The 13,126-nt window shown below is 76.1% G+C and carries 11 protein-coding genes; 7 read left to right on the forward strand and 4 right to left on the reverse strand.

Annotated elements, in window-relative coordinates; genetic code table 11:
- The 3 genes from DMH08_RS34655 to DMH08_RS34665 all read left to right on the forward strand — a co-directional run.
- Window positions 1-754, forward strand: a 754-nt coding sequence (locus DMH08_RS34655; RefSeq protein WP_199748146.1) for an alpha-glucosidase C-terminal domain-containing protein, incomplete at its 5' end; no start/stop codon positions are given.
- Window positions 751-2,187 (forward strand): maltokinase N-terminal cap-like domain-containing protein, encoded by a 1,437-nt coding sequence (locus DMH08_RS34660; RefSeq protein ID WP_233617990.1) that lies wholly within the window; start codon window positions 751-753, stop codon window positions 2,185-2,187. The genes DMH08_RS34655 and DMH08_RS34660, both read left to right, overlap by 4 nt.
- A gap of 54 nt (window positions 2,188-2,241) precedes the next feature.
- Entirely contained in the window at window positions 2,242-3,351 is a 1,110-nt protein-coding gene (locus tag DMH08_RS34665; RefSeq protein WP_233617991.1) for a C40 family peptidase, read from the forward strand.
- A 205-nt stretch (window positions 3,352-3,556) separates the two neighbouring features.
- Here the strand turns inward: DMH08_RS34665 and DMH08_RS34670 are convergent, their stop codons facing one another.
- From DMH08_RS34670 to DMH08_RS34680, 3 genes are read right to left on the reverse strand one after another with little or no spacing between them, the layout of a single operon-like run.
- Window positions 3,557-4,462, reverse strand: coding sequence for a serine/threonine-protein kinase (locus DMH08_RS34670; RefSeq protein ID WP_125620307.1), 906 nt, complete (start codon window positions 4,460-4,462; stop codon window positions 3,557-3,559).
- A gap of 43 nt (window positions 4,463-4,505) precedes the next feature.
- Window positions 4,506-6,317, reverse strand: a complete 1,812-nt coding sequence (locus DMH08_RS34675) for an N-6 DNA methylase (RefSeq protein ID WP_026404760.1) — start codon at window positions 6,315-6,317, stop codon at window positions 4,506-4,508.
- A gap of 46 nt (window positions 6,318-6,363) precedes the next feature.
- Complete coding sequence (locus DMH08_RS34680) at window positions 6,364-7,305, reverse strand: PP2C family protein-serine/threonine phosphatase (RefSeq protein ID WP_125620309.1); 942 nt, start codon at window positions 7,303-7,305, stop codon at window positions 6,364-6,366.
- 287 nt (window positions 7,306-7,592) lie between these two features.
- On the opposite strand from DMH08_RS34680, the gene DMH08_RS34685 reads away from it, so the two are divergent.
- From DMH08_RS34685 to DMH08_RS34700, 4 genes are all read left to right on the forward strand, one after another.
- Window positions 7,593-8,675 carry a rod shape-determining protein gene (locus DMH08_RS34685; RefSeq protein WP_051301287.1) on the forward strand — a complete coding sequence of 361 codons (1,083 nt, stop codon included), beginning with the start codon at window positions 7,593-7,595 and terminating at the stop codon, window positions 8,673-8,675.
- Between the two features lie 117 nt (window positions 8,676-8,792).
- A complete protein-coding gene (locus DMH08_RS34690) occupies window positions 8,793-9,722 on the forward strand; it encodes a DUF5954 family protein (protein WP_051301286.1) in 930 nt (309 codons plus the stop codon).
- A 163-nt stretch (window positions 9,723-9,885) separates the two neighbouring features.
- Window positions 9,886-10,824, forward strand: a complete 939-nt coding sequence (locus DMH08_RS34695; RefSeq protein ID WP_125620310.1) for an MBL fold metallo-hydrolase — start codon at window positions 9,886-9,888, stop codon at window positions 10,822-10,824.
- A gap of 217 nt (window positions 10,825-11,041) precedes the next feature.
- Window positions 11,042-11,386: a hypothetical protein gene (locus DMH08_RS34700; RefSeq protein WP_026404758.1), complete on the forward strand. Its 345-nt coding sequence runs from the start codon at window positions 11,042-11,044 to the stop codon at window positions 11,384-11,386.
- A gap of 90 nt (window positions 11,387-11,476) precedes the next feature.
- Here DMH08_RS34700 and DMH08_RS40540 read toward each other — a convergent pair.
- The coding region (locus DMH08_RS40540; RefSeq protein ID WP_158642442.1) for a hypothetical protein at window positions 11,477-13,126 on the reverse strand (1,650 nt) is incomplete at its 5' end.

Genomic DNA, 13,126 nt, shown 5'->3' on the forward strand with positions numbered 1-13,126 from the left:
GCTGACGCTCGAGATGGTCACCGACGAAGAGCGCGACTACATGTACGCCGAATACGCCAAAGACCCGCGCATGAAAGCCAACATCGGCATCCGCCGCCGGCTCGCCCCGCTCCTGGACAACGACCGCGACCAGCTCGAACTGTTCACCGCGCTCCTGCTGTCGCTGCCCGGCTCACCCGTCCTGTACTACGGCGACGAGATCGGCATGGGCGACAACATCTGGCTCGGCGACCGCGACGCCGTCCGGACGCCGATGCAGTGGACGTCCGACCGGAACGGCGGGTTCTCCCAGTGCGACCCGGCGCAGCTCTACCTGCCGGTGATCATGGACCCGATCTACGGCTACCAGGCCGTCAACGTCGAGGCGCAGGCCGACAACCCCGGGTCGCTGCTGCACTGGACGCGCCGGATGATCGAGATCCGGCAGCGGCACCCGGTGTTCGGCGTCGGCTCGTACGTCGAGCTGTCCGCGTCGAACCCGTCCGTGCTCGCCTTCACCCGGGAGATCACCGAGGACGAGAGCCCCTGGGGCGGGATGGACACGATCCTCTGCGTCAGCAACCTGTCGCGTTTCCCGCAGCCGGTCGAGCTCGACATGCGGCGGTTCGAGGGCTACTCCCCCGTCGAGTGCATGGGCGGCGTGCAGTTCCCCGCGATCGGCGAACTGCCCTACCTGCTGACGCTGCCCGGCCACGGCTTCTACTGGTTCCAGCTCAACCCGCCGGAGAACGCGGACGCGGAGCGTGCCCGGTGACCGTGCTGCCGTCCGACGCGGTCCTCGTCCGCAGCATCGCGCGGTGGCTGCCCCGGCAGCGGTGGTTCGGCGGCAAGGACGGCCGCCGCATCGACGGGCTGTCGATCGGCTCCGCCACCGAGCTGCGGCCGGGCGACCCCGGCCTGCACCACCTCGTCCTCGACGTCACCCAGGACGGCGCCACCGACCGGTACCAGGTCCTGCTGGGCGTCCGGCGGGACCTGCCCGGGCGGCTGCGGCACGCCGAGATCGAGGTGGCCGCGGACGGGCGGGACGAGCCGAAGGCGCGGCTGTACGACGCCGCGTTCGACCCCGACCTGACCCGGACGCTGCTGGCCGACCTCGCGGACGGGGCGACGGTGGGGCCGCTGCGGTTCCACCGCGTGCCCGGCGCCCGCATCCGCACCGACCTGGCGAGCCTGCCCATCACCGGCGAGCAGAGCAACACGTCGCTGCTGTTCGGCGACGCCCACATCTGCAAGCTGTTCCGGCGGCTCAGCCGCGGCGTGAACCTCGACCTGGAGGTCAACCTCGCGCTGACCCGCGACGGCTGCGCGCACGTCCCGGCCGTCCTCGGCTGGTTCGAGCTGGCCCCCGGACGCGACGGCGGCGCGGAGCCGGTGACGCTCGGGCTGCTGTCGGACTACCTGCACACCGGCGCGGACGGGTGGAGCCTCGCGATCGCGAGCGTCCGCGACTGGTACGCGCACACGCCCGCGCCCGGCGAGGACGAGTGGGCGGAGCTGGACGCGAGCGCCGCCGGGGGCGACTTCGCGGCGGAGGCGCAGCGGCTCGGCGCGGCGACGGCCGAGGTGCACGGGGCGCTGGCGGACGCGTTCGGGGTGGAGACGGTCGCCGCGCGCGACGTCCGGGCGATGGCGGCGCGGATGAACGGGGAGCTGACCGCCACGTGCCGCACCGTCCCCGAGCTGGCGCCGCACGCGAAGGCGCTGACCGCCGCGTTCGTGGAGTTGGCCGCGCTGGCCGACCCGCTGTCCGTCCAGCGCGTCCACGGCGACTACCACCTGGGGCAGGTGCTGCGCACCGAGTCGGGCTGGACGCTGCTCGACTTCGAGGGCGAGCCTGCCCGCTCCCAGGACGAGCGCCGCGCCCTCGCGCACCCGCTGCGGGACGTCGCGGGGATGCTGCGGTCGTTCGAGTACGCGGCGCGGTTCCTCATCGCCAAGCCCGGGACCGTGCCGCCGGAGTCCGGCCCGCGGCTGCAGACGCGCGCGCAGGCGTGGGCGGCGCGCAACCGGGCCGCGTTCTGCCGCGGGTACGCGGCCGGCGGCGGCCCGGACCCGGCGGCGCACGCGGCGCTGCTGCGCGCCTTCGAGTTCGAGAAGGCGGTGTACGAGGTGCGCTACGAGGCGCGGCACCGTCCCGCGTGGCTGCCGGTTCCGCTCGGCTCGCTCGCCCATCTGACCGTTTGATCAAAGACACCGATCATGCCCGCTAATGAGCCGCCATGATCACGCAAAATCGGCTTGCTCGCCCAATTCGCGCCCGATCAGCGGGTACCCGAACCGTCGCAGGCAAGATCAGCCGGTCGTCCGGACCGGCGGCGAACGGAAACGGAGAACCGAATGCCCATCGCACGCAGCGCCGACCGGGGAACCGGCCGGGACCGATCATGTTCCGGCCGTCCGCGCAAGAGCGGTCCGGCCCTTCGAAAACAGGGCGGCCGGGCCGCCCTCACCATGACCGCCGCCGGGCTGGCGCTCGCGCTCCCCTTCGGCGGCCTCGCGCGGGCGGAGCTGAACCGCTCCGCGCTGGAGAGCCTCAATCTGGACGCGGCCACCACCAAGAAGGTCAAGGACTACGACGCGTACCGGACGAAGGTGGAGCGGCAGGAAGACAAGGCGCGGAAGGCGGTGCGGTTCGCCAAGAAGCAGATCGGCAAGCCGTACCGGTGGGGCGCCGAGGGCCCGAGCGCCTACGACTGCTCCGGCCTGGTGATGGCCGCCTGGCGGGAGGCCGGCGTCCGGATCCCGCGGGTCACCTACGCGCAGTACCGCAAGATCGACCGCAAGGTGAAGCTGAAGAATCTGAAACCCGGCGACCTCGTTTTCTTCCGAAATCGCGGGCACGTCGGGATGTACGTCGGAGATGACCGCTATCTACATGCCCCGAACTCCGGCGAACGGGTGCGGATCAACAAACTCACCAAGCGGCGGAAGAAACAGTTCGCCGGAGCGGTGAGACCCGGCGCACCGGAAAAGCGCGAATTCCCGGTGGAGATCAAGGAACTCGCCGAGAAGATCGACCGGATGAGCGAGAAGCCCGCCGGGGCGCCGCCCGATAAGACGCGGACCCCCGCCGATCCGCACTTCGCCCAGCACGCATCCCCACCCCCCGCCAAGCCCCCGATCGGCTCGCCCGCCGGCGACGCGCAGCACGCGGAACCGCCCGCGCGGCCAGGAAAGCCGAACCACGCTCCGGCGAAGAACCCGCCGTCCGAGCACCACTCCGGCAAGATGGCCGCGAAGGCCGCCGGGACCTACCACTGGCCGACGCGGCCGGCCGGATTCGACTACTGGGCCGCCGTCGCGCAGTCGGCCGCACCGATGACCGCACCGGGACACCGTCCGCACTAGACGGCCCGCGCCGCCGCCGCGCGGCGCCGCCACGGACGACCACGACGCGCTCCGTCCGAGCGCGGGCCGACCATCCGCCCGGCCCGCGCCGCCGCGCCCGCACCCGGGGCGGCCGGAGCGGCCCCGGGGTTCGGCGACGGGGCCGGCCGCACGCACCGGCCCGACCCCGTCGCCCCGCACGGGCCCGACCGCACCGCCGGGCGGGTCAGCCGGAGGCGCCGGCGAGGACCCGGCCGACGATCCGCGCGTACATGCGTTCCGGGCTGGGGGTCGACGCGGGCTCGAGGAAGCCGGGGAGCATCGGGAGCGCGCCCGCGAACGGCCGGACCCGCTCGTACAGCGCCGGGGCGTCGGCGGGCCGGTTCTCGGGCTTCTTCTCCAGCAGGTCCTGGACGACGGCGTTCAGCGCGGCCGGGACGCCCGCGACGTCCGGCGGGCGTTCGCGGACGTGCTTGTCGAACACCGCGTACGCGGTGGGCCCGGCGAACAGCTGCCGTCCGGTGAGCATCTCGTGCAGCACGCAGCCCAGCGCGTACAGGTCGCTCCGCGGCCCGGCGACGCCCTGCTCGATCTGCTCGGGCGCCATGTACGCGGGCGTCCCGAGGAGCTGGCCGTGCCGGGTGAAGTGGGCGACGTCGGCCTCCCCGAGGACGGCGAGCCCGAAGTCCAAAACCTTCACGCCGCCGTCCGGGCACAGCATCAGGTTCGTCGGCTTGAGGTCGCGGTGCCGGATCGACAGCGCGTGCGCGGCGGTCAGGACGGCGGCGGCCTGCGCGATGATTGCGGCCGCCCACGGCACCGGGACGGGCCCGTGCTCGGCGATCAGGTCGGCGACCGTGACCCCGTCGATGAACTGCATCACCTGGTAGAGCCGCTGGTCGAAGGTGCCGAAGTCGTAGAGCGTCGGGGCGCCGGCGTGCTCGAGCCGGGCGAGGATGCGCGCCTCGCGGACGAAGCGGCGCTCCGGCTCGCCGTCCGAGCCGCCGGGCAGTTCGAGGAACTTCACCGCCACGCGGCGGTCGAGCCGGGTGTCGTGGCCGGCGTAGACGGCGCCCATCCCGCCGCGGCCGAGAGGGAGCTCGTCGAGCTCATACCTGTCGGCGATGAGCATGGTCCTCCCAGGGCGTCGGCCGCGCGTCGGTGCCGGGACGCCGTCAGCGTCGGGGGCGCAGGTGGCCGTCCACGAGCCCGTCGAAGCTTAGCCGAACCAGCGCCTCCCCCAATGAGGACATCTCCCGCAATGTCTCCGTGAGCCGGACGAGGTCCTGGAACGCGCGCCCGTAGTCGCGCTGGCCGTCGAGGGGCAGCCGGGGCAGCCGCGCGCGACGCAGGTCCATGCGGCTCGACCCGGTCCCGGTGCGCAGGTGGGCGAAGGTGAGGAAGCCGGCCAGGAAGTGCGGGTCGAGCCGCTCGGGGTCCGGCCGGTACAGGGTGAGGTACGGCCCGAGCGCCGCGCCGGCGGCCTCGGCGGTGACGACGCGCGCCGGCCCGGCGGCGGTCGCGACGACGTCGCCGGGTTCCAGCAGCGTGAGGCCGGGGCCGTCGGCGGCGCCGCCGGACGGCGCCGTCCCGGCGGACAGGTCGCCGGCGGTGAGCACGGGCACGTCGCCGCCGGCGGGCAGCCGGGCGGGGGCGTGCCGGACGTCCACGACGCCCGCCTTCGCCAGCTCGGCGATCGTCGTGACGGGCGGCGGGCGGCGCTCCTCCAGCAGCTCGACGTCCGGCGGGGCGGGCGCGGCCGCGGTGAGCCGGTCGAGCGCATCGGTGAACCGGCGGCCGAACGCGGGGCCGCTGCGCACCGGACGGTGCCGCGCGGGGCTCACGTCGACCTCGTCGTCGAGCAGGTCCACGACGGCGACCGTGTGGTCGTCCGCGCCGTCCCGCACGTGCCGTTCCCACGCGCGCTCGGCGCGCCCGAGGTCGCCGTCGGCGTCCAGCAGCAGGATGCGCGCGGGCGGCGCGCCGCCCGGCTCGGGGCGCCGCAGCAGCCACAGGTCCGGGCCGCCGGGCGCCAGCGTCAGCACGGCGCGCAGCGCCCCGGCGCGCAGCAGGTTGCCGCGGATGCGGCGGCCGGGGCGGCGGCCCGCCACCGCGGACGGCAGCAGCACCGCGGCGAGCCCGCCCGGCCGCAGGTGCGCCAGGCAGTGCTGCGCCCAGGCGAGTTCGGGTTCGCCGCGGGGCGGGAGCCCGTACTCCCAGCGCGGGTCGCCGGTCAGTTCGTCGTGGCCCCAGGAGCGGTCGCCGTACGGCGGGTTGCACACCACCGCGTCGACGGCCGCGGCCGGGAAGGCGTCGCGGCGCAGCGAGTCGGCGACGGCGACCTCGGCGGGCGTCCCGGCGAGCGCGAGCCGGACGGCGGCGATCCGCGCGGCGGCCGGGTCGGCGTCCTGGCCGAGGACGGCGCGGGGGCCGGGGGCCGCGAGCGGCAGCGTGCCGAGCCCGCAGGCCGGGTCGAGGAGCGTGCCGTCCTCCGCGCGGACCAGCCGCGTCATCAGCCGCGCGACGTCGGCGCGGGTGACGACGAGGCGCCGCGAGTGCGCCCGCACGTACTGCTCGCAGAGGAACTCGAACGCCGCGCGGTGCCCGCGCTCGGCGGCGAGCCCGTCCAGGAGCCCGTCCAGCTCGGGGTCGGCGGGGGCGGCGTCCGGCCACGGCGCGGGCGGCGGGTCGCCGCGCGACTCCAGCAGCCGCAGGCCCGCCCAGCCGAGGAGGTCGGCGAGGCGGAAGTCGTCGCCGGACGCCCGCAGCCGCTGCCAGACCCGGTCGCCCGTCGACACCTCGAACGGCTTGCCGTTGGCGCGCAGCCAGCCCTCGACGTCGGCGAGGGAGAACAGCGGGCTGGTGGCGGTCCCGCCGACGGGCCGCGGGAAGTCGTCGTGCCGGCGCCGCCAGTTGCTCACCGTCGCGCGTCCCACGCCCGCGAGCCGGGCGATGTCGCCCGCCGTCACGCCCGGGTCCCCGCTCATCCGGCCCACTTTACTTGATCATCACGGCGGGCCCGGCCGGCCCGCGTCATGCCCGGCGGAGGCGGCCGAACCGGGCGAGCGGCCCGCCGCCGCCGGCGTCCGCCCCGCCGGGGGCCGGGCCGGGGCCCGGCCCGCCGGGGGCCGTCCCGCCGGGGGCGCCGGGGCCTGTCGCGGTGGGGCCCGTCGCGGTGGTGTGAGCGGCGGGGTCCGTCGCGGCGGTGTCCGTCGCGGCGGCCGCGCCGGCGACGGCCGGGGGCGTCCCGTCGGCCGGGCCGGGGACGACGTCCGCGACGACGCACGTGATGTTGTCGGGGCCGCCCGCCTGGTTCGCGAGGTCGACGAGCCGGTCGGCGGCCCGCGCGGGCTCGTCCGTCCCGGCGAGGACGTCGCGGATCGCGGCCGCCGGCACCTGGCCGGACAGCCCGTCGGAGCACAGCAGGTAGCGGTCGCCCGGGAGCGCGTCGTGCCGGAACAGGTCGGGCGCCGCCGCGGTGCCGCTCTGCAGCGCCCGCACCAGGACGGAGCCGCGCGGGTGGTCCGCCGCCTCCTCGGGCGTGAGCTGCCCGCCGTCCACCAGCGTCTGCACCATCGTGTGGTCGCGGGTGAGCTGGAACAGGTCGCCGCCGCGCAGCAGGTAGGCGCGGGAGTCGCCGATGTGGGCGACCGCGAACCGCGCGCCGTCCCACGCCAGCGCGGTGAGCGTCGTGCCCGTCCGCGCGTACCCGGGGTCGCGGCGGCCGAGCTCGTCGAGGCGGGCGGCGGCGGACGCGACGGCCGCCGCGAGGCCGTCGGCCGGGTCGCCGGGACCGGACGGGACGCCGGCGACCGCCTCGATCGCGATGCGGCTCGCGACGTCGCCGTGCGGATGCCCGCCCATCCCGTCGGCGACCGCCAGCAGCCGGGGCCCGGCGACCGCCGCGTCCTCGTTCGCCGTCCGCCGCCGTCCGAGGTCCGAGCGGACCGCGAACCGAAGTGCATGGTGAGCCATGTGTGTTAGGAAAACATGCTTGAACAGACTTCACAAGCTTTTTGAATGCGCACTGACGTTGCAGCAGCCCGTGGGGCGGCGCACACCGCCGGAAGGCGATCTCTTGGGCCGTCCCCGGAACTGCGGGACGCGCGAAACCGGCGCGGCGGTCGGCGAATCGGACATGCCGGATCCGCACGCGCCATGACCTTGCCATTCGCTTACCCCGTGCTGGGCATCGCCGGAGAGGGCGGGGGCATCAACGGAGCTCATGCGACTGACTACAGGGAGATGGGGAGGGGACGCGGATGTGGGACTTCGCGGGCCGTGACACCGCTATCGACCTGGGCAGCGCGACCGTGCGGATGCACGTCGAGAAGAACGGCGTGGTCTGCCGGGAGCCGTCGCTGCTCGCCCGTTCGCGGCAGACGGGCCGGATCCTGGCGCTGGGGACCCCGGCGCGGGAGATGGCGGGCCGCAACCCCGACGTCACCCTCGTGCGCCCCATCCGGGAAGGGGCGCCGACGGAGACCGACGAAGCCGAATGGCTGATGCGCCGCCTCGTGCGGCACCACCACCGCAAGCACTACATGGCGCGGCCCCGCGTGGTCGCGACCGTGCCGAGCGGGATGACCCCGGTGCACTACCGGGCCCTGCAGTTCGCCGCCTACCAGGCGGGCGCGCGGCGGCTCACGCTGGTGCCCACCCCCATCGCCGCGGCCATCGGCATGGGCATGACCTCCGCCGGACGCCCGGAGGTCGCCGTCGTCGCCAACATCGGCGCCGACCTCACCGACGTGGGCGTCATCGCGTTCGGCGGCCTGGTCACCTCGCACACCGCCGCCGTCGGCGGCGCGGCGATGGACCGGGCGATCATCCGGCTCGTCCGCCGGGAGCAGGGCGTGGCGCTGTCTACCGCCGCCGCCGAGCAGGCCAAGCTGGAGGTCGGCGCGGTGCCGCCGCTGGGCCGCCGGCCCGCCCGGCAGACCGTGGTGAGCGGCCGGGACGTCTCCAGCGGCCTGCCCCGCCAGGTCGTGCTGACCACGGCCGACGTGCAGCGCGCGATCGAGGCGCCGCTCACCCGCATCATCGAGGCGATCCGGGCCGGGCTGACCGGCTGCGGGCCCGAGGTCTCCGGCGACCTGCTGAGCGTCGGCGTCACCCTGACCGGCGGCTGCGCCCGGCTGCCCGGCCTGGACCGGCTGATCCGGGAACGGGTCGGGCTGGGCGCGCGGGTCGGCGACGAGACCGGGGACGCCGCCGTCCTCGGCGCCGCCGCCGTGCTCCGCTCGGCCGGCGGCGAGGAGCCGTCCGCCCGGGACAGCGAGCCGCGCCCGCAGGTGCTCACGACCGTCCCCGACTACATGCCCGAGTACCAGCCCGAGTACTGAACGCCGCGCCCTCCGCGGGGCCGGGACCTGACCGGCGTCCTGAGCCGGAGTCATCCGGAGGCTGACCGGGTGGCCGTTTCCGCCCCGCGGAGCCGCGCGCGGCGCCACGATGGACGCATGCCCTTCGAGGAGATGCCCGGCCACGACCTCATCAACGTCGTCCGGGACCTGGACCCGGTGGCGGCGGTCCGCGACCAGGAGGCCGCCGAGCGGATGCGCGCCTACCCGAGGCTCATCGCCGCGGGCCCGCCCGAGTTCGGGCCGGCCGAGCAGGCGGACGGCGTGTGGCGCATCCTGTCGCTCGACTCCATGGACCCCTACGAGGCCCGCGTCGACCTGGCGATCCGCCTGCGCGACCGCGCCGAGAAGGCCGAACCGGCGGCCCGCGCGGAGCTGCGCGCCCTCGCCGACGACTTCGACCCCGAGGACCTCGGCGCCCCCGTCCGCACCGAGTGCGCGGTCGGCGGGCGCCGGTACCGGATCGTCCGGGTGCCGCCGTTCGCCCGGCTCGGCGCCGACGGCCCCGAGCCGGTCCGCGCCACCGACGTCGAGAGCGGCCCGATCGACGGGTTCCGGCTCGACCCCGCCGCACCCGTCGGCCCGTCCGACGCCACGCTCCGCCTCGAACTGCTCGGCCTGGTGCCGGACGAGGGGAGCGTCCCGGACGACGAGCGCCGCGAGGCGCTCGCGGCCGTCCGCGCCTACCCGGGCGTCGTGCTGCTGCCGCCGCTGTTCGCCGTGGTCGAGGACCGCGACGACCACTGGCGCCCGATCACCGGCGGCACCGGTCCGCAGGACGCCCGCCGCGCGCTCGCGCACTACTTCCGCCGCACCCTGCCGCGCTTCCCGCCGCCCGGGGCGCCGCCGCCGAGCCCCGGCGAGCTCGCCGAGTACGCGCGCGCCGCCGACCGCGTCGACGACGGCCGCGGCGTCGAGTTCGTCGCGTGCGGACGCCGCTTCCGCATCGCCCGCGTCGCCCGGATGATCCGCGTCGGCCCGGACGGTCCCGAACCCTCCCGCCCGTCCGACGAGACCTCCTTCGAGTGACCCCGGGCGGGGCGGGTCGCGGCGCGCCGGACCGGCGGATACACTCCGGGGCCTTCGGAGGCGCCGTCGTGCCGGCTGATGGCCCGCTCGCCGGCGCCGAGCCGCCCGCGCCGCCCGGCCGGATCGCGACCGTCCGGCCCGGCCCGTCAGCAGGGAGTCCGACATGAGCGACGCACCCCACCGCGAGGGGCCCGGCGCGGCCCGGCTCGAGGAGGTCTCCGACGGGATCTTCGCGTACGTCCAGCCGGACGGCACCTGGTGGATCAACAACACCGGCTTCCTCGTCGGCTCGCGGGGCGTGACGAGCGTGGACGCCTGCTCGACCGAGCGGCGCACCCGCGCGTACCTGGACGCGATCGCGTCGGTGACGCCGCGCCCCGTGCGGACCCTCGTGAACACCCACCACCACGGCGACCACACCTTCGGCAACCACCTGTTCGCGGGCGCCACCGTCGTCGGGCACGAACGGACCCGCGACGGCGTGCTGGCCTGGGGCAAGCCGTTCGACGAGCCGTTCTGGACGAAGGTCGACTGGGGCGACGTCGAGCTGGAGCCGCCGTTCCTCACCTACACCGACGGCGTGACGCTGTGGGCGGACGACCTGCGCTGCGAGGTGCGGCATGTGGGAACCGCCGCGCACACCACGAACGACTCGATCGTGTGGATCCCCGAGCGCCGCGTGCTGTTCTGCGGCGACCTGCTGTTCAACGGCGGCACCCCGTTCGTCCTGCAGGGGTCGGTGGCGGGCCTGGCCGAGGTGCTGGAGACCGTCGTGGCGCCGCTGGACGCCGCGACGATCGTCCCCGGGCACGGCCCCGTGGCGGGGCCCGAGCTGATCGGCGACGTCCTCGGCTACCTGCGGTTCCTGCAGGGCGTCGCCGCCGAGGCCAAGCCCGCCGGGCTGTCCCCGCTGGAGGCGGCCCGCGAGACCGACCTCGGCCCGTACGCGAACCTGACCGATCCGGAGCGGATCGTCGGCAACCTGTACCGGGCGTACGCGGAGCTCGACGGAGTGGAGCCGGGCGGCGACATCGACGCGGTGTCGGCCCTCACCGACATGGTCGCCTACAACGGCGGACGCCCCCTGACCTGCTCGGCGTGACCTGCTCGGCGTGACCTGTTCCGGCGGGGCGGGCGCCCGGCCGGAGCACCGGCCGTTTAGCGTGAAGCGCGCCGCCGAACAAGGCGCCGTGCAACGACAACACGATGGCACTCTTCGCATTCCGATCGCCACCGAAAGTTATAGTCACCGTGCGTGCCATACCGGATGCTTTCCGTGCACGGCCTCTCCGGGAGGCCGCCACGAGAAGGAGAGCGACATGCCCGGGAAGAAGATCGCCACGCTCGCGCTGGCGGGCGTCGTCACCGCGACCTGCCTGGCCACGGTCGGCGCCGCGCACGCCCAGTCCCCTCAAGTGCCGCAGGCGCCGGCGGGCTGGCAGATCGTGAAGCTGCCGAACGCGAACGTCCCGAACTTCCAGCGCCGCGTGGTGTACTGCCCGAGCGGCAAGCAGGTGGTCGGCGGCGGCGCCGAGGCGCAGGGCAACGACGCCATCCTGGTCGGGTCCTTCCCGACCGACGACGGCCGCGGCTGGATCGGGCTCGGCCGCCAGAACGCGCACTCCACCGTCGGCATCAGCGTCTACGCGATCTGCGCGTCCTGACCCCGCGCGGGGCCGCCCCGGCGAACTGAGGCCGGCGGCCCCCGCCGAGCGCGGAGGCCGCCACCGCCGGACTGCGTCGACGCGGCGCGTTCAGCGCAGTTCGGCGGTGGCGAGGAGCCGGATATGGGCGGTCGCCCACGCCCGCGCGGTGGCGTCCCGGTCGTCGCCGCCGAGGGCGGCGGCGAAGCCGTCGAGCGCGTCGGCGGCGGCGCGCAGCCCGGCGCCGCGCAGGTCGCCGGCCCGGCGGGCGAGGCGGTCGCGGAAGGTGGGCGGGGCGTGCGCGAGGCCGCGGTGGGCGGCCTCGGCGGTGGCCTCGAGGGCGGCGTCGAGCACGGCGGCCAGCGGGTCGGGCGGGCGCGGCACGGGCGCGTCGAGCTCGCCGGAGCCGTCGCCGGGCTCCAGGTCGGGGACGACCGTGGCGCCGTCGGCGGTCCGCACCGCGAAGGGGTCGACGACGAGGCCGCCGCGGTCGCGGCGGACCGACCCCGCGATCATGACGGTGTCGGGGAGCGCGGCGGCGAGGGCGTCCAGGGCGGCGGGGCGGTGCGGGCTGTACTCGGCGGACACGACGGCGGTGCCGCCGGACGCGTCGGCGACGCGCGCCTGGAGCCGCTGGGCGCCGGGGTGGTAGCCGATGTCGCGGACCTCGGCGATCTCCAGCACCCGGACGAACTCCGCCTCGACGCGGGGCCGCACCAGCCGCGGCGGCAGCTCCTCCAGGTTCCGCCGGAGCGCCTCCAGCTCGGTGACGCGCAGCCCGGCGGGCAGGCTGTCCCACGCTCCGCCGAGCGGCGTGACGGTCGTCTTCGCGATCCGCCCGGCGGCGACGCGGACGACCCGGCCGGCGCTGCGGGTGGCGCTCTCGGACACGACGTTCGCGGCGGCGAGGCCCCGCAGGGACGCGCCGAGGATGCGGCGCCCGGCCAGGTCGGCGCCCGTGAGCCGCTCCCCGTCGGGCACGTCCCAGCGGCGCTTGAGGACCAGGACGATGCCGGTGGCGGCGTGCGCGAGGAAGACGTCCGCGGTGCGGGTGCCGTCGGAGCCGCCGACCCGGCAGCCGAGCGCGGCCAGCCGCACCCGGCGCAGCGGGGTGTCGGCGGCCTCGTCGGTGCCGAGGACGGCGGAGCGCGGCACGGCGGCGGCGTCGGCGCGGGACGCCCGCCGGCGGGCGTGCAGCTCGGCGAGGAGCGCCGCGAAGCGGGCCGGGTCGTGGTCGGCGCGGCGCTCGTGGTAGGCGGCGAGCTGCCCGGCGAGGTCGTCGGCGGCGGCCCCGGGCCAGTGCAGGTCGCGGGCGGCGAGCTCGGCGGCGGTGCGGTGCAGGCCGGTCGCGAGGACCGGTCCGGCGTGCACCGCGCCCTCCATGAGGACCTGGTCGGCGAGCTCGACGGCGGCGTCGAGGACGGAGTCGGCGGTGCCGGAGCGGGTGCCGCCCACCTCGACGCGGGCCTCGGCGGCGGTGAGGCCGCGCTCGTCCGCCTCCCGGAACGCCCACACGGCGAGGACGGTCGCCTGGCCGCGGACGGCGGCGACGGCGTCGGTGTGCACGTAGCCGAGCTCGCCCGGCACCAGGAACCGGACGGTGCAGCTCGGCAGCTCGACCTGCGCGACCGGGTCCCGCGGGGTGGGGCGGCGGACCGTCGCGGAGTAGCCGGAGCGGAGGGTGCGGCGGGCGGCGGTGAGGGCGCGCTGCCCGAGGACGCGGACGAGCGCGTCGTCGTCGAACGCGCCGGGCGTCCAGTC

The sequence above is a fragment of the Actinomadura sp. WAC 06369 genome (assembly GCF_003947565.1).
Taxonomy (GTDB): Bacteria; Actinomycetota; Actinomycetes; order Streptosporangiales; family Streptosporangiaceae; genus Spirillospora; species Spirillospora rifamycini.

What these genes read in the sequence shown, in the direction of transcription:
- DMH08_RS34670 (WP_125620307.1), bottom strand. Translation starts at nt 4,462, where the DNA reads ATGCTCATCGCCGACAGGTATGAGCTCGACGAGCTCCCTCTCGGCCGC.
- DMH08_RS34675 (WP_026404760.1), bottom strand. Translation starts at nt 6,317, where the DNA reads ATGAGCGGGGACCCGGGCGTGACGGCGGGCGACATCGCCCGGCTCGCG.
- DMH08_RS34680 (WP_125620309.1), bottom strand. Translation starts at nt 7,305, where the DNA reads ATGGCTCACCATGCACTTCGGTTCGCGGTCCGCTCGGACCTCGGACGG.
- DMH08_RS34685 (WP_051301287.1), top strand. Translation starts at nt 7,593, where the DNA reads ATGTGGGACTTCGCGGGCCGTGACACCGCTATCGACCTGGGCAGCGCG.
- DMH08_RS34690 (WP_051301286.1), top strand. Translation starts at nt 8,793, where the DNA reads ATGCCCTTCGAGGAGATGCCCGGCCACGACCTCATCAACGTCGTCCGG.
- DMH08_RS34695 (WP_125620310.1), top strand. Translation starts at nt 9,886, where the DNA reads ATGAGCGACGCACCCCACCGCGAGGGGCCCGGCGCGGCCCGGCTCGAG.
- DMH08_RS34700 (WP_026404758.1), top strand. Translation starts at nt 11,042, where the DNA reads ATGCCCGGGAAGAAGATCGCCACGCTCGCGCTGGCGGGCGTCGTCACC.